This window comes from Nafulsella turpanensis ZLM-10 (assembly GCF_000346615.1).
In the GTDB taxonomy this organism is placed as follows: domain Bacteria; phylum Bacteroidota; class Bacteroidia; order Cytophagales; family Cyclobacteriaceae; genus Nafulsella; species Nafulsella turpanensis.
Genome location: NZ_ANNU01000044.1, coordinates 60,479 through 77,196 on the forward strand (window position 1 = coordinate 60,479; position 16,718 = coordinate 77,196).

At 47.5% G+C, this 16,718-nt stretch carries 14 protein-coding genes; 5 read left to right on the plus strand and 9 right to left on the minus strand.

Annotation, left to right across the window (positions count from 1 at the left end; genetic code table 11):
* Window positions 1-68: 68 nt before the first annotated feature.
* On the minus strand, window positions 69-1,043 hold the full coding sequence (locus F752_RS0116830; RefSeq protein WP_236614020.1) for a DUF2279 domain-containing protein: 975 nt from the start codon (window positions 1,041-1,043) through the stop codon (window positions 69-71).
* A gap of 444 nt (window positions 1,044-1,487) precedes the next feature.
* Here F752_RS0116830 and F752_RS0116840 point away from each other — a divergent pair, with 444 nt between their 5' ends.
* Together F752_RS0116840 and F752_RS0116850 are read left to right on the plus strand one after the other, a co-directional pair.
* Complete coding sequence (locus tag F752_RS0116840) at window positions 1,488-3,551, plus strand: carboxy terminal-processing peptidase (RefSeq protein WP_017732922.1); 2,064 nt, start codon at window positions 1,488-1,490, stop codon at window positions 3,549-3,551.
* Between the two features lie 331 nt (window positions 3,552-3,882).
* Complete coding sequence (locus F752_RS0116850) at window positions 3,883-4,320, plus strand: histidine phosphatase family protein (protein WP_160164126.1); 438 nt, start codon at window positions 3,883-3,885, stop codon at window positions 4,318-4,320.
* A 128-nt stretch (window positions 4,321-4,448) separates the two neighbouring features.
* Here the strand turns inward: F752_RS0116850 and F752_RS0116855 are convergent, their stop codons facing one another.
* The 7 genes from F752_RS0116855 to hutH all read right to left on the minus strand — a co-directional run bounded on the left by F752_RS0116855 (window position 4,449) and on the right by hutH (window position 12,160).
* A complete protein-coding gene (locus tag F752_RS0116855) occupies window positions 4,449-4,940 on the minus strand; it encodes a hypothetical protein (RefSeq protein ID WP_152425175.1) in 492 nt (163 codons plus the stop codon).
* 175 nt (window positions 4,941-5,115) lie between these two features.
* Window positions 5,116-5,730, minus strand: coding sequence for a hypothetical protein (locus F752_RS0116865; RefSeq protein WP_152425176.1), 615 nt, complete (start codon window positions 5,728-5,730; stop codon window positions 5,116-5,118).
* A 159-nt stretch (window positions 5,731-5,889) separates the two neighbouring features.
* Window positions 5,890-6,912: a formimidoylglutamase gene (gene hutG, locus F752_RS0116875; RefSeq protein ID WP_017732929.1), complete on the minus strand. Its 1,023-nt coding sequence runs from the start codon at window positions 6,910-6,912 to the stop codon at window positions 5,890-5,892.
* A gap of 37 nt (window positions 6,913-6,949) precedes the next feature.
* On the minus strand, window positions 6,950-8,182 hold the full coding sequence (gene hutI, locus F752_RS0116880; protein WP_017732930.1) for an imidazolonepropionase: 1,233 nt from the start codon (window positions 8,180-8,182) through the stop codon (window positions 6,950-6,952).
* Window positions 8,183-8,311: 129 nt separating this feature from the next.
* Window positions 8,312-8,818 (minus strand): hypothetical protein, encoded by a 507-nt coding sequence (locus F752_RS0116885; RefSeq protein WP_017732931.1) that lies wholly within the window; start codon window positions 8,816-8,818, stop codon window positions 8,312-8,314.
* Window positions 8,819-8,940: 122 nt separating this feature from the next.
* Window positions 8,941-10,641 carry a urocanate hydratase gene (hutU, locus tag F752_RS0116890; RefSeq protein ID WP_236614021.1) on the minus strand — a complete coding sequence of 567 codons (1,701 nt, stop codon included), beginning with the start codon at window positions 10,639-10,641 and terminating at the stop codon, window positions 8,941-8,943.
* Complete coding sequence (hutH, locus tag F752_RS0116895) at window positions 10,589-12,160, minus strand: histidine ammonia-lyase (protein WP_017732933.1); 1,572 nt, start codon at window positions 12,158-12,160, stop codon at window positions 10,589-10,591. Before hutH ends, hutU begins: the two co-directional genes overlap by 53 nt.
* 197 nt (window positions 12,161-12,357) lie before the next feature.
* Between hutH and F752_RS0116900 the strand changes: the two genes are divergently transcribed.
* The gene (locus F752_RS0116900; protein WP_017732934.1) at window positions 12,358-13,053 is read left to right on the plus strand and encodes a DUF7255 family protein; all 696 of its coding nucleotides are present in this window, start codon (window positions 12,358-12,360) and stop codon (window positions 13,051-13,053) included.
* Here F752_RS0116900 and F752_RS0116905 read toward each other — a convergent pair.
* Window positions 13,050-14,183 carry a DUF819 family protein gene (locus F752_RS0116905; protein WP_017732935.1) on the minus strand — a complete coding sequence of 378 codons (1,134 nt, stop codon included), beginning with the start codon at window positions 14,181-14,183 and terminating at the stop codon, window positions 13,050-13,052. The genes F752_RS0116900 and F752_RS0116905 overlap by 4 nt on opposite strands.
* Before the next feature lie 227 nt (window positions 14,184-14,410).
* Between F752_RS0116905 and F752_RS25495 the strand changes: the two genes are divergently transcribed.
* Both F752_RS25495 and F752_RS24435 read left to right on the plus strand, forming a co-directional pair.
* Entirely contained in the window at window positions 14,411-14,836 is a 426-nt protein-coding gene (locus F752_RS25495) for a response regulator (RefSeq protein WP_017732937.1), read from the plus strand.
* 191 nt (window positions 14,837-15,027) lie between these two features.
* Window positions 15,028-16,614 (plus strand): FAD-dependent oxidoreductase, encoded by a 1,587-nt coding sequence (locus F752_RS24435; protein WP_017732938.1) that lies wholly within the window; start codon window positions 15,028-15,030, stop codon window positions 16,612-16,614.
* Window positions 16,615-16,718: the final 104 nt, after the last annotated feature.

Consider the following 16,718-nt stretch of genomic DNA (forward strand, 5'->3'; position numbering starts at 1 on the left):
TTGTGTCTGTTGCTGCTAAATTATCAAAAATACTTAAGAACGGTTGGCGGAGAGTATTTCCCGGTTCTTTAAAAATATAACGGATGAAAGCGGATTCCGTTCCTGTTCCACTCCAGTGCGGGGGCAGGAAGGTGAAGGCCTTCGAGTAAAAATATAAGCCCATTGAGCCATTTTCGCTTTCCCTTCAGGTGGCTTAAATCAATATCAGGTGCAAGGTACCATTGCTGCAGGGGTTCATATCCCCTCAGCCGGTTGGATTCCGGCAGGGCATATACCATATCAGTGGTTCCATAGCCGAAAGCCAGGTGTAGCCATTTAGGATATTGGCTGTTGTCGGGCAAAAACTTTTTCAGGTCGACGGCCAGCCAGTAAGTCTGTCCATTATAATCTTTCAGTATTTGCGTGGGAAGGGTATGGCCAAGGGTGCCGGGTCTTTCTGCAGCAAATGGGGTGGTGTGAAAGGAGAACTTTGGTTTAATCCTGACTTCTTCCCATACCAGGTGCTGCCCTGCATACAGGAGGCTGCCGACGCTGTTTGCGGCCACATCTCCCCAGGAGGCACCATACTCGGCAGAAAACCCATCCAGTATTTCAACAGGAGTCATCAGGAGCCAGCCGCCAAGGCTGCCATACAGCTGGGCTTTCCGTCTTGGCAGGCCTGCCCACTGAAAAGCTTCCGCTCCTATTCGGCTTAAGTGGAAGCTACTGTAAGCATGGCCACTTTTATCGACCAGCATCCACTGGCGGTTATCATTAAAAAAATGAAAGCTGCTCTGGTCCTGCTCACTATACCAAAGAGCATTAAGGCCAAAGAGGAGGCCTGTGTAGCCAGCCGCACCTCCTGCCAGAAGGGCCCTCATGCGCCTGTCCTGTATACTATCCGGCTGCTGTGCCTGCAATGAGATGGAGAGAAGGCAAAGGAAAAGGAGCGGCAACGATAGCTGAAGGCATCCCTGCCACCAGGAGCAGGGCTTAAAAAATGGTAAAGCAGGTAGAGTCATATTAAAAACACCTAAAAGAGTAGCGGCTTTTATGCCAACCATAACTCCCTGAGCGTTGATGGTTAAGAAAGTTTGAACCAGAAGGGCTTTTAGGAGTGTTGGAAAAGTATCATGTTTCCTGCCACTAAGTTCTGCTATATTAGTAAGGATAATCAAGATGGGCAAGTGAGCCGCTTCCTCTATCCTTTAAGAGGTGCGCTAATTGCGAATATGGAAAATGTGGTACCTGAAAACAGGTGGTTTAGCCATAATTACATGAATGGCTTGTATTTCAGGGAAAATTATAAAACCTTTAAAGCTGTTTCTTTGCAAATAAGTGGAACAGTATTTGATTTAAAAAGTAATAATAATAGGAGCAGCTGTAGTAAAGGAAAGCCGGCAGGGCTTTTCTGCTCCCATGCAAATGCTAATGTCTTGGTCTCTGGTGTAATAGAAGAACTTACCTTTAAAACACCGGAACCTGTTAAAATTTAAAACCAAAATTACATGAAAAGAATACCTGTTGTGGCTGGTGTAATCCTGAGCCTCTTTTCTTTTTTAACCGTACAATGCCAGGCCAGGGATACGGCTGCTTACCAGTTCGACCCCTCCGATACCACTTTACTGGTACCTACCAAAAAACTCTCTGAGGAATCGCAAATTGTGGTTGGCGTGCTGAATCAGGCCCACTACCGGAAGCAAAACCTGAACGATTCTCTCTCTTCCGTAATATTCGATAATTATTTAAGCAGCCTGGATGGCTCTAAAGTTTACTTTCTTCAGGAAGATATCGATCGTTTTGAGAAGTACCGCTATAAAATTGATGATTACCTGAAAAAAGGCGACTTGAGTGCTGCTTATGATATTTATAATACCTTTAGAAAGCGCTTTTCAGGCAGGATGGATGAGGTGGATTCGCTGGTGCAGCTGGAATATGATTTTACGCTGGATGAATATTATGAAACCGACCGTGAAAATGCCAAATGGGCTGCCAGCGATGCAGAACTGGATGAATTGTGGCGGAAGGTGATTAAGAGCCAGGCACTTTCTCTGATGCTCGCCGATAAAGAATGGGCAGACATTCATGAAACGCTCGATGACCGTTACGAGCGGATGGCACGTTTTATTTCGCAAAATAAACCTATTGATGTGTTTCAGGTGTATATGAATGCCTTTACGGAATCGTACGACCCCCATACCGCTTATTTCTCTCCCAGAACGGCTGAGAACTTCAAAATAAATATGAGCCAGTCCCTGGAAGGAATTGGCGCCTCATTACAGCAGGATGGCGATTATACAAAAGTAGCAGATGTAATTGCCGGTGGCCCTGCCTTTACCAGCAAACTTATTTTTAAAGATGATAGGATTGTTGGTGTGGCACAGGGTGAAGACGGAGAAATGGTTGATGTAATTGGCTGGCGCCTCGATGATGTGGTACAGCTAATCCGCGGCGAAAAAGGCACCACTGTTCGCCTGAACATCTTGCGGGCCAAAGATGGTGCCGGGGCACTGCCGGTAGAAATAAGCTTAGTTCGCGATAAAATTAAGCTGGAAAACGAAAGGCCCAGGAAAACCATGGTACCTTATACCGAAAATGGTAAAACGTATCAGATTGGGATCATTACCATCCCGAGCTTTTACATGAATTTCGAAGAAGCACAGGCAGGAAACCCAAACTATGGCAGTACCACCCGTGATGTACGAAAACTTATTACAGAGCTTGAAGCCGATGGAATGGATGCTCTCCTGATCGACCTTACCTATAACGGAGGCGGTTCCCTTCCTGAAGCCATTGAGTTATCAGGACTCTTTATTCCTGAAGGGCCTGTGGTGCAGGTGCGGAACTCCGATGGCAGCGTAGAAACCGGCGATGATCCGGACCCTAAAACATTTTATGAAGGACCGCTGGGCGTAGTGGTAAACCGCTTTAGCGCTTCGGCATCTGAGATTTTTGCCGGAGCCATACAGGACTATAAGCGTGGAGTAGTCATAGGCGAGCAGACTTTCGGTAAAGGAACTGTACAGAATCTCCTGGACCTCGACCGCATTGCCAGAACAGATGAAAAGCTGGGGCAGCTTAAGCTGACGCTTGCCAAATTTTACCGGGTAACAGGCAGCAGTACCCAGCATAAAGGAGTTACGCCTGATATCCAGCTTCCTTCGGAGTTTAGTGGCGAGGAATTTGGGGAGAGCTCTTACCCCGCCGCCCTTCCATGGGACCAGATTAAAGATACTGACTTTGTACCTGTGAATGCTGTTACAGAAGACCTGATTGCAGAGCTGAGAGCTCATTACCAGCAGCGCCTCAAAACAGATGAAGAGCTGATAGACCTTGTGGAAGATATAGAGGCCATGAAGGAGGCCAGGAAAGATACCCGCCTTTCCCTGAACCTGGCAGAAAGAAAGAAAGAGCTGAAAGAGCTGGAAAGCATGAGAGAGGAGTTGCTGGAAGAAGAGATAGGAAGTGAGCTGGAAGCAGAAGAGCCAGCCGAAGAGAAAGAGCCCCTCGAGGAAAAGGACCCCTACATTAAAGAGAGCGTTCGGATATTAGGCGAAATGATTGACGCTTAACTTTAGAATGGATTCAGAAAAGTATGTAATTTCAAAGCCACCCCTGCAGGAGTGGCTTTGTCTTTTTTAACCATTCCGGTGGCTCTTTTATCCGTTCATCAATTACCCTGCGGAAGTCACTGGCATTCTCTTTAGTTTGGAAAAGAAAGAGAAAATGAATCAAGCTTTTCTGCTTGTTTTGAACTGAAAAGAAAAGTGGTAGCCAGCTTAAATAAGTCTTTAATTCTCCTCCTGTTCCATGAAAAAGAATTTGTTCTGTCTGCTTTACATGGGTTGTTTTCTGCTAATGGCAGGGAATGTTCCGTTGTGGGCACAGCAGACATCTCCTGCTGTGACAACCATTATCCTACTTCGTCATGCAGAAAAGGCTAATAATGGCACATCCGATCCGCCATTAACGGCAGTGGGCACAGCAAGGGCAAGGGCTGTTGCGGGCCTGCTGAGTAATACGCCAATCGATGCTGTTTTTAGCAGTAATTACCTTCGTGCCCGCTCCACTGCACAACCGCTGGCACAGCAAAAAGGACTGGAGGTACAGCTGTACGATCCGCGTAAGCAGGAGGAGTGGCTTAAAAAGCTGCTAATGGAATACGAGGGAAAAACAGTGGTGGTAGTTGGTCATTCGAACACGGTTCCTTTTGCGGTGAATTTACTCTTAAAGGAAAATAAACTTCAGGCGCTGGACGAGAGTGAATATGAGCAGCTATATGTCGTTACCCTGTCGCAGGATGGGAGCAGAAACTTGCTTCCCTTAAAGCTGGAGCTTTAGAAGTTAAAAAGCTTTTTTTAGAAAAGTTAATTCATTAGTTCACTTTAAGATACAGAGAAAAAAAGGCCGGTGCCGGTAAAGGGTTCTCCTCTTCCGGCACCGGCCTTTTTTAAAAAGAAAACTCTGTTCTATCCATTATTAAAAACTGCCTGTACATCTCCACGGTAAGTTCCTTTGAATACTTTACCATCTGTCATGGTTAAATCAATAGTAACCGTATAATTCGAATCGCCATTGTCCTTGATTGTAACAGTGCCTTTTTCAAGATTGGTGGAGTTCGTTTCACCACTAAAATTAAACTCAGTAAAGTTGGTCAGCCAGTCATTCAGGAGGCGGGCTCCATTGGTTTGAGGAAACGCATAGGTTCCATCAACTGCCTGAGCAGGCGAATACTCAAAATCAACTGTAAGCGTTTTTGCGGTGGTGCCTTCCCTGCCGGTGAAGGTGAGGCCGGCATGTCCTTCACCCTCAAGCGATACGCCCAGTAAAGATACTGTAGCCACCTCAAAAGGAGCGCCGTTTAGGGTGAGAGAGTTGCCGGAAGGGCTCATGCCTTCTTTTGTGCAGGCCGAGAGAAGAAAAACGAAAAGAAAGAGAGTAATGGATAGCGGCTTTTTCATGATAGTTTTAGTTAATTCAGCAGTGCTGAATATATATAAATGGAAGAATTCTTCTTTGGAAATTGACTGCCTGTTTTCTCCTGCTAAGAACCGAACGGCAGTTCTTAGCAGGAGAAAACTCCGGTTTGGCTAAGTTTTAAGCAAGGGGTTCCAAGCCGGCTGAATTAAGCCGTAGTTACTTTTTTGATGCCCATTGGTTATAAATATTCACCACCATTAAAGCATCAGACACTTTAAATTCCTTGTTGTCAATTCTTTCTGCAAGGGCAGGATAGTCACTGAAGTACTTACCTGCAAATTTCCGGAATTGCTTGTTATATCCAATTGGCATGGCGCCTGAGGTAATATGCACCCCCAGGAAAGAAGGGTTTTCTTCTGATGTTCGTTTGGCAAAGAAAGTGACATCCGTTACCGTGTGGGCGAACCCAGCACGCATCATGCCCATTGCGCCTCCCTGTCCATAGAGAGTAGCAGGTCCGCTCGCCAACACCTGTACCCATTGCTTGTCTTTTACCCTGCCACCGAAGTTCAGGGCATGTCGCTCATATACTACAGGACCTGTTTCTTCTTCGAAAATAATTTTGGAGAGAAGTTCGCTGTCAATTTTTTCCTTATTCGCTTCCTCGCTGGCTTTGGCTGTTACTTTTTTGCCATCGGGGGGAGTGGCCTTTAATAACATTTTTACAATACTTCCATCTGTATAGTGAAGAGTCGCAGGCAAATACTTTTGTGCGTTACAAATAGAGAGGCAGGAAAACAGGATAAAGGAAAGAGTAAATAATCTTTTCATACTTTTTTTTCGGAAAGATAAGCAGATGCCCCTTTGCCAAAAAAGTCAAAGAATCTCTCAAAGGTACGTATATGAGTTTTCTTTATTCCCCAAACATTATCTGTACCTTTCTGATGAGCAGAACCAGGCGAGCCCTGATTCCCTCTTTACTTTTACTCTTTATTTTACCGGATCTTCGGAGTCAGTGGTTTTGGAGGTGGCGGCGGCAGCAATAGCCTGCACCACTTCAAACACATAGCCGGCGGCCAGCTTGGCGGTATGCTGGTCCTGATCGTGGAGCGGACAAAGTTCGGCAATATCCATACTAAGCACTTTACCTGAGCGAATCAGGTGGAGGATAAGTTCGCGAACCACAAAGGGGTCGAGTCCGTGAGCGGAGGGCGCACTTACTCCCGGAGCATGGGCGGCGCTAACGGCGTCGAGGTCGAGCGTAAGATAGATCCAGTCCTTTTTATCGAGCCAGCTGTTGATTTTCTTTTTGATAACAGGAAGTTTACTTTCCCGCACCTCCTCTGCCAGCAGGTATTTCGTGTCAAATTGTTTGGCTGCACTAAAAAGTGCGGGAGTATTTCCTGTGGGTTGTATGCCCAGGCAGAGGTACTGGAAGTCTTTATTATGATTTTTTCTTAAGTCGGCGATCTGCCGGAAAGGGGTGCCACTGCTGGAGTCCCGGGCGTAAGAACGCAAGTCGAAGTGGGCATCGATATTGATGATGCCAAAGGCTGCTTCAGAATACTTTTTCAGGTGCTGGTGGATGCCAAGATAATGGCCATAGGCTATTTCATGCCCTCCACCCAGAAGAACAGGAAAATACCCATGCTCCAGTAAATAGGCAATTTTCTGGCCCAGTAGTTCCTGTGCCGTTTCCAGGTTCCGGTTGGGGCAAATAACATTGCCTGCATCGAAAAGAGCTACTTTTTCACTGTTAAAATGAACCGGCAGGCTTGCCATGGCCTGGCGTAGCGCATCAGGGCCCTGCTGTGCACCCACTCTGCCTTTATTCCGGCGAACGCCTTCGTCGCAGCAAAAGCCCAGGAAGGCAATATTCTTTTCCTGCCCACTCAGCTGTACTTCCTGGTTCAGCTTGAGTGGTTTTACCACCTGGTGCCAGCGAAGTCCTTTGGCGCCATCTTCGGGGTCAATTCGTCCTTTCCAGATTTGTTTGTCGGGTGCCTGGTACATGGTATAGTCTTGAGTCCTTAGTCTTGAGTGAAGGTGGTTAGGCCTGTAGAAGCTTTCCGCTTTTCCAGACCTTCCTGGCTTTCAGTTTGCCCTGGAAGTAGAGGATTTCGCGGAAGTCGTGGGTTGGAAAGCTCTGCATGTCGGCCAAAGCCCCTTTGATAAGAGTTCCTCTGTTGGTAAGAGCAAGGGCAGCCGCTGCGCGGAAAGTGAGGCCGGCCAGCACTTCGGTCATGCTCAGCTTTTCGGCGGCGCCCAATAAGGAAGCCTGCAGTAACAAATCCCCCATGGGAGCGGAACCTGGATTCCAGTCCGTTGCAATGGCCAGGCAGGCACCCGCATCGAGCAGGCGGCGGGCTGGAGAGTACTGCATCCCCAGGCCTAAGGAAGCGCCAGGTAGCACGGTAGCGACGGTATTGGAATGAGCCAAAGCTTTTACATCCTGCTCAGTACTGGATTCAAGATGGTCGGCACTCAGGGCTCCAATTTCAGTGGCTAAAAGGCTGCCGCCGCTGGTAAACTGGTCGGCATGCAGGGTGAGGGCAAAGCCCATTTCCTTCGCTTTTTGCAGATAAGGGCGAGAGGCGTCTACCGGAAAAGCTTCCGGCTCCACAAATATATCCACCCTTTCAGTCAGCTTTTCTGCTTTTACCTTCGGAAGCAGCTCCTCCAGTATATAGGTCAGGTAGTCCGATGCTTCGGCAAAATCCTTGGGCTTCACATGGGCAGCCAGGCAGGTTGGAATCAGTTCCGCTGATACCTGTTCACCGGCCTTCCGGATGGCACGAAGCATTTTCAACTCTTCTTCCACATTCAATCCATAGCCGCTTTTTACTTCAATGGTTGTAACACCCTCTTTGATATGCCGATGAACTCTCCTGATGATATTCTGTACCAAATCCTCTTCGCTGGCTTCGCGGGTTTTACCAACCGTATCGTGTATGCCTCCGCCCTGTTTCAATATTTCCTGATAGCTTTTACCAGCCACACGCAGGGAGTAATCACGGGCACGGGAGCCGGCAAAACAAATATGGGTGTGGCTATCGATAAAGCCCGGCAGTAAAACCGATTGTTCTTCTATTTCCTGTACCTCTGTACCAGCCGGCCGGCTTTTGTATAGCTCTTCAAATGGGCCGGTGGCTGCTATTTTCCCATCTTTTACCAGTACCCCTCCCTTATCAATGGTGCGCAGGTTTTCATCGGTCAGAGGGCCTTTAAAAGCTAAGTTGTCGAGGGGTATAATCTGGCTGAAAGGGCCAATGAGTGTGTGCATGAAATTAAAAAGTTTTAATAACTAGCCTCTTCAGGCCAAAAATAGTCTTTTAGAAAAAGGTTCTAATAAAGGAATTGTTTTCCTGTTTTTGCTTTGCCGGTAATTCAGTCGGACTGTTTGTTGCAATACTTATTTTTTATACTCTTCGGGCAGGGGAACCCCATTCCTGTTATTCGTCCATAAAAGGCTTACAATCCACCACCTCTTTCCATCATGGACTAACTGATAACTATTGATTCCCTGCTCTTCAATTTCCAATTCTTTTGCATAGTAACTTTGAAATGCGTGCGCAATTCCATTGTACTCATTGATTGTTTTGCTAAGCTCATACTCGATAAAGCCATCATTTTCATAAAACCTCATTCCTAGCCTCACAAATTCCTCTAAGGAGTAAGTGACTGGAACATTCACATTATTCTCTTCATGTCTTAAAACAGTGATTTGAGCATTTGGTGTAAAAAGGAATCGGAAAGCCTCCCAGTTTCTTTTCACTCCCTTTTCTCCACTTACTATTTTTAGCACTTCGTTAATGGTTCCGTCAATGGTTTTAACTGCAGCAGTATCATGACCATTGATGGTTTGTGCCTGCAGTGAGACTGAAATAAAAAAGAAGAGAGTGAGGCAATAAGTTTTCATTTAAGCTTTGGTTAGCACTTTTGCTTCTGTTCAGGAAAGCAGTTGACGATGATAAAGGAAGATTGATTATGTAAAAAGGAAGAGGCCAGGTATAACCTCTTCCTTTTCTTATGTTTGCACGATTAAACCTTCAGCTTAAAACGATCCGCAAATTCTTCGGCTTTTTCATAACCGGCATCGGCATGGCGGATAACACCCATGGCAGGGTCGTTGAAGAGAACCCGCTTCAGGCAGCGTTCGGCGCGTTCAGTACCATCGGCCAGTACGACCATGCCGGCATGCTGCGAATAGCCCATGCCTACGCCGCCGCCGTGGTGAAAGCTTACCCAGGTTGCACCACCACCGGTATTAGCCATCAGGTTGAGCAACGGCCAGTCCGATACGGCATCGGAACCATCGAGCATGCCTTCGGTTTCGCGGTTAGGGGAAGCAACGGAACCACAGTCAAGGTGATCGCGACCAATCACAATCGGCGCTTTCACTTTACCTGTCCGGACTAGGTCATTAAAAATTAAGCCTGCTTTTTCGCGCTCGCCCATGCCGAGCCAGCAGATGCGGCAGGGGAGGCCCTGGAAAGCTACCTTTTCCCTTGCGGCATCGAGCCAGCGAATCATGTGCTCATTATCGGGAAAGGCTTCCTTCAGGGCCTGATCGGTCACGTAAATATCCCCGGGGTCGCCGCTTAATGCTGCCCAGCGGAAAGGGCCTTTGCCCTCGCAGAACTGCGGGCGGATGTATTCCGGCACAAAGCCATTGAAGTCGAAAGCATTTTCTTCGCCGCCCTGACGGGCAAACTCGCGCAGGTTATTACCATAATCGAAAGTTTTGGCACCCCGCTTTTGCAGCTCCAGCATAAAGGCTACGTGCCGTGCCATACTTTTAAGCGAACGTTCTTTATAAGCTTTGGGGTCTTTTTTGCGCAGTGCTTCTGCCTCTTCCAGGCTAAGTCCATTGGGTACATAACCATGTACAGGGTCGTGGGCAGAGGTCTGGTCGGTGAGCACATCGGGAGTAATGCCATCGCCAATAAGCCTTTCCAGCACATCGCCTATATCGCCTACCAAGCCTACAGAAAGGGCTTCGCCTTTCGCTTTGGCATCCAGTACCCAGCGCCTGGCCTCTTCGTAGTCATAGGTCATTTTATCAATGTAGCGCGTCTGGATACGCTTTTCGATGCGCTTTGGGTCTACATCTACCCCAAGGAAAGCTGCACCGGCAATGGTGGCTGCCAGTGGCTGAGCGCCGCCCATGCCGCCTAAACCGCCGGTAACAAGCAGGCGTCCTTTGAGGTCGCCACCGAAGTGTTGGCGGCCGCATTCGGCAAAGGTTTCGTAGGTGCCCTGGAGTATACCTTGGGAACCTATATATATCCAGCTTCCGGCAGTCATCTGGCCGTACATCATCAGGCCGCGGTCCTTGAGTTCCTGGAAGTGCTCCCAGTTAGCCCATGCAGGAACCAGGTTGCTGTTGGCAATAAGCACCCGTGGTGCTTCCGGATGAGTACGGAGTACACCTACCGGCTTACCAGACTGCACCAGCAGACTATGGTCTTCGTCCAGGTTCAGGAGGATGTCAATAATTTTTTCTACCGACTCCCGGTTACGGGCAGCCTGACCGGTACCGCCATATACAATGAGGTTCGCAGGGTCTTCGGCCACCTCGGCATCGAGGTTGTTCAGAAACATGCGCAGAGGGGCTTCTGTTTGCCAGCTGCGCGTGTTCAGCTTAGCACCGGTGGGCGCTTTGTAGGTGGGGTGGCTGGCGTATTGTTTAATAAATTCCGAAGTCTTCATAGTAGGGGCCGTGGAGGTTGATGTTTTCATTTTGTGCAACTTCTTCAGTTAGATGTAAAAGTTCCTTTTTTCTGATGATCTGGTTGAGGATATGAATATCCTCCGCAAAAATACGGTCTTCTTCCGCGTGTTCGATGCGGCTTCGTACGAGTTCGTGACAGGCATCGAGCAGCTTACTGCTCTTCATGGGCTTACGGTAGTCAAAGGCCTGGGCGGCACAAAGTAGCTCTACCGCCAGAATGTTTTCGAGGTTCCCCAGGATCTGATTGGCCTTTCGGCCGCTGATGGATCCCATGCTCACATGGTCTTCCTGCCCGAGGCTGGAGGGGATACTATCGGCACTGGCCGGGAAGCAAAGTCCCTTGTTTTCCGACACGAGGGCTGCAGAGGTATACTGCGGAATCATAAAACCGGAATTGATACCGGTATCGTGCATCAGCAGTTCGGGAAGCCCATTTACGCCTCCTTCGAGCAGGAGGTAAATGCGGCGGTCCGATATGTTGCCAATTTCGGCGGCGGCCAGTGCTGCATAATCGAGCGGCAGGGCCAGGGGTTGTCCGTGAAAATTGCCCCCGCTGACTGTTTTATCAGCATTGAACACAATCGGGTTGTCGGTAACAGCATTGAGCTCAATTTCGAGCAGTTCCTTCAGGTGCAGCCAGGCATTGCGGGAGGTGCCATGTACCTGCGGCATACAGCGGAGGGAGTAGGGGTCCTGCACCCGGCCACAATCTTTATGTGAAGCAACCATTTCTGAATTGTGAAGGAGAGTTCGCAGGCGATGGGCTACGTGCAGGTTGCCGCGGAAAGGTCGCAGCTGGTGAAGCGCTTCATCGAAAGGAGCGGCAGAGCCCAGCAGGCCTTCGAGGGACATGGCTCCTATTATATCGGCCGTTTCCAGGCAGTTGTGGAGGCGCTCCAGTGCTTTTACCCCGTGGGCAGCAATAAACTGGGTGCCATTGATGAGGGCGAGTCCTTCCTTTGCACCTAAATTGATTGGTGACAGGTTAAACTGCTGCAGCACGGCAGCACTATCTTTCAGTGCCCCGTCCTGATATACTTTTCCGAGGCCGATAAGTGGCAGGAAAAGGTGAGCCAGGGGCGCCAAATCGCCCGAAGCACCAAGAGAGCCCTGCGAAGGAACCTCAGGAATAATGTCGGTGTTAATGTGCCAGATGATGCGGTCGAGCACTTCCGGGCTGATGCCGGAATAGCCCTGGCTAAGGGCCTGTACTTTAATAATCATCATTAGCTTGGCAATGGTAGGCTCGATGGCATCGCCAACACCTACGCTGTGGCTCCGCAGGATATTGTCCTGCAGCTTTCGCGTATTTTCTTTTGAAATTATTTTGTTACAAAGTGAGCCGAAGCCAGTGTTAATTCCGTATACCACTTTGCCGCGTTCCACAATGTCGTCTACAGCTTGTCTGCTGGCCGTTACTTTCTGGCGTGCGGTATCGCTTAGGCAGCCTTCCAGCTTCCCTGTTGCAATTTTAAGTGCTGCAGAAGCGGTAAGGCGGTCTTCTCCGTAGTTAAAAATATTCTTCATGCTTTAAAATGTGCCTCCAGTGGCATTTCAAACGTTAAACTTAAAGAATTTTTTTTAACCGCTTTAGATAAAGTTGCTGAAATATTGCCTGAAGGCTTCCTGTTTACGACAGGTGGTGGAAGACAGGAGAATTTACCCTTCTCTGTTAGCGTATGGATAGAAAATTTTGTATATTATAATATTTAATAGCATCACCCATGGAAAGGCTTAAACCTGCCAGTGTGCAGCCTCATTTTTTTCGGCTTCCTTTTTTGCCGGAGGGTTTTATAAATCAGCGCCGGCTGGTTCTTAAAAAAGTGCTGGTCCATTATATGGGGCTAACGTTAACCAGAGAACAGCCTGCACTTAGCCTGACAGACATTGAATATGCTGGCTTGCTGCCTGAGGTACAGGAAATGGCCAGGCTATTAAGGATTGCAAAAGCAGTTCCCCGGGAGGTGCGGCCGGTAGAAACGGAAGTGAACGGGATAGCCATTGCGATCGATGAAGAAGGGCAGTTTAATGAATATCGAATGCTGACTTTGCAGTCCTCTGTTTATAACGAGCCGCTTATTTGCCAGCTTAAGAGATACAAGGCCTATTGCCAGAAAGGGGATGGGGGACTTGATGGGGGAGATAGAAGGAACAGGAATGCTGCCGGTCACATAAGGAAGAAAAGCCAGTTACAGCCGCCGCATATGGCATTAAATGATTTTATGCAGGATATGCTGCCTGTTGTGCATTATATTCCGCTGTTAAGGATTTCGGTTTACGATACCATTCGAACACCGGCAGGTATTCGATCGCTTGCTTCTCTCCTGGAGAAGGACGACCCTATGGAGTATGGAGTACTTGCTGCTTTTCTGGAAGAAAAGCTAACACAACTGGAGAGTTCTTTTCACCTTGATTATTAAGGGCGCAGCAGGTAAGCCACGGCAAGCCCAAGATAGTTACCGATGGCATAGCCCAGCATACCGGTGGTAATACCCGCCACAATAAGGTGCCGGTTTCGAATGCTGTTGGCAACCGGCCCTATAAAAGCAGGGCCAAAAATTGCAGCCGTGGAAGTAATAAGGACTGTATCTGTATCGATCCGGAAGAAAGCGGCCATCAGGTAGTGGAGTAAAATAGCTCCCAGGAAAACACTGCTGCAGTACCAGAAAACGGCAGAGCCGGTAGCAAGCAGCTGGCTGAAATCGGCCAGTAAACCAATGGAGAGCGCAAAGATCAGCAAGAGGTAGTGCGCTGTCTGGTAACTTCCTTCAATTCGCCTGACGGATGGTAGAAAAGAAGCTCCCAGTCCCAGACTAGTTAACATGAGGATGACGAGCGGTGCACTCATTCCACCCGTAAAAATAAGAGATAGGCCAGCCGCAGAAGCGAGAATAAGCGCTGCAATTCCTAAGCTGATGAGGACATTTTTAAATTTACTGGGAAGCGGCAGTTGCCGAAAGGCTGCATCCGGCTCTGTGGGGGAGGAAAGATCTTTGTCATGGTGGGTTTTGGGGAGGAATGCCTGAAGTAGTTTTTGAGCAAAAGTCATCAGAAAAATAAAATAAAGGCCGCTCAGGAAGATGTCGATGCTGTTAATCAGGATAAAAATCTCCTCTTTTACTTCCAGCGCTTTGCCAATTGCACTCATGTTTGGAGTGCCGCCGGTATATACCCCAATAAGCATTCCCGATACTTTCCAGCTTTCCAGTCCGTTGCCGGCAAAGAAGAAATAGGCCGTCGTGGCACTAAGGGTAACGGCCAGCGTACATAGGCCGAAGGAAAGAAAAGCCGGTTTGGCATATTGCCAGCTATCGGCAAGATTGGCTGATAGAAGCAGTGCAGGAATGGCCAGGCTAACGCTTACTTCACTGATGGTGTTAAACAGACCAGTATTGATGGCAATACCGGGAAAATTCGCCAGCAGCATGCCACTTGCATAGCAGATCACAACGGCACCCACCCACTCCGCCAGGCGATATTTCTTTTCACTGTAAAGTGTTAGGGCAGGGAAGAGCAACACAAAACCTGAGAGCAGCAGGGTCGAGGCCATATTGGTAAAATTAATCTTTAAAAGTACAGGTAAAAATACAGAAATTGCTGGAAGAAACCTTTGGCTGAATGGCTGTCTAATTTTGATTGTACCATTTTTTTATATTTAAAAAGCAGGTGCTTTCATAGTCTGATACTTGCTTTGTTAAACTGGGATATTTCTATAAAATTTTGTAGGATTTGAAAAGTCGATTAATATCTTTGTTAAAAAGTTTAGAGGTTTAAGCTATGGGGAGAATCAAACTGGGGCTGATTATCGACGATAATGAGATGGATACATTCGTTGTAAAAGCGGTGCTTGAAAAGTTTAACTTTGCAGAGTCGGTAATAAGTGTACCAGGAGCACATAAAGCCCTGGAGCTTGTTCAGGGCCTGAAAAAACAAATTGAAGATGGCCATTTATCGGTAGAAGAAGTGTGCATTTTTCTTGATTATGAAATGCCTTATATGAACGGTGGTGGCTTTATATCAGCATTGGAAGCAATGGCACCGGACTTCCTGCAGCGAACCTATATGCTTTCGATACTAAGTGTAGAGGAACAAATTGCCTGCCTGAAAATGAAACCTGCTATAAAAGGCTTCCTAAGCAAACCATTGGGAGAGGCTACTCTTCTCCAGATTCTCAGTCAACAGGAGATACAAAAGGCGGTTTGAATGAAAGCTTTCACTCAGGAAGAAGGATGTTGTCTCTAAATTTTGCCTTTTCACCATTTTTTTTCGGTAATTCCCTGATCATCAGCCTTTCTCTTTGATTGGGTCGCCCTGCTTCTCCTTTCCGATTAACAAAGTCTTGATTAAAACCATGTTTCTTTTTTCCTGTTGTTTAAAAAAAGAAAGGAGAAACCATGGCAACAAATCATTACTACACTCAGGCAATCTGGAGTGCAACGACCAGTCCTCAAAAATATCCACCCTTAACAGAAGATATTGAAGTAGATGTAGCCATTGTCGGTGGCGGCATCACCGGTCTCACCACAGCCTATAATTTAACAAAAGCCGGAAAACGTGTAGCCATTTTAGAAAAGCGGGAAATAGGAATGGGCACTACAGGCTCTTCTACCGGAAACCTTTATGGACCGACCGGCGAAGGGCTGGCTAAAATAGCCTCCAAACACGATGAAGAAACCATGAAGTCTGTAGTGGCTTCCCGCTTAGCTGCGGTCGACTTTATAGAACGACTGGTAAAAGAGCATTCCATCGACTGTGAGTTTAAGCGAGTACCCTGGTACTATTTTACTACTCCGGAAAGCAGTAGCAAAAGTAAGCAGGTTGAGAATGAACTGGAAGCCGCAAAGAAAACAAATATGGAGGTAAGTGGTAAGGCTCCCGCCGGTTTTCCTTTCCAGGTCGATTCTATTTTAGAAGTTAAAAACCAGGCGCAGTTCGATCCGCTGCGTTACGTTCAGGCTCTGGCAACTGCCATATCAGGTCCTGATTGCAGGATTTTTGAAAAGACCAAAGTGGAGCATGTAGAGGAAGGAACACCTTGTACCGTCCATACCAGTGGAGGGAAGGTAAAAGCTAAAAAAGTAGTAAAAGCAACTCACTCGCCACTTGGCATATATGGGGTGCATACGGCCATGGAGGTGTATCGTGAGTACGCCCTTGCGGTTAAGTTGAAAGGAAATTTACCGGCCGGGGGTGTATACTGGCACCAGCATGAAAAGCAAATGTACTCAGTGCGCCCCTATAGTAATGAAAAAGGAAACTTCCTGCTGGTACTCGATGCTTCCAAAATGGTAGGTCATGAAAAGCACACCGAAGAAAGCTTTAAAAAGGTAGAAGAATACCTGCGGAAGCATTTTGAGGTGGACAAGATAGAATACACATGGGCTGCTCAAAATTATCAGCCTGCCGATGGCTTAGCCTATATCGGCACCAGTCCGCTTGAAAATCATACCTATATAGCCACCGGTTTCGCAGCCGATGGCCTGGTGTACGGTACACTGGCAGGGATGATTATCAGCGATGCAATTGTGGGCAAAGAGAATAAATGGGCTAAGCTGTACGATCCAAAACGCTTTACGCCAGTAGCCTCTGCCAAAAAATGGCTGGAAGAGAATATGCATGTTGCCAAGCACCTGGTAAAAGATTACCTGTTTAAAGGAGACGAAAAAGGCTTTGAAGGAATTGCCAGTGGCGAAGGAAAAATAGTGGAGTTAAATGGAGAAAAAGTCGCTGCCTATAGAAATGAAAAAGGGCAGCTCCAAATCCTATCTGCTGCCTGTACGCATATGGGCTGTGTTGTCCACTGGAACAATGGCGAAAAAAGCTGGGATTGCCCCTGCCATGGAAGCCGTTTTTCTATCGATGGGGAGGTGCTGGAAGGCCCTGCCTATGCAAACCTGGCCAATAAAGGATCTCTGCCTAAAAGCCAGATGGAACAAAGCCTTAATCAGACCGGAAATAAAAAAAAGGAAGGTGAAGGCTAAGATTTAGGAAAGAATTGTAAAGCTCGAAAAGCAGGCAAAAGAGATTTTAGGAGACTGTAAATGGAACTGTGTCAAAGTTAAAAAAATAATTAATTTAGCTTTAA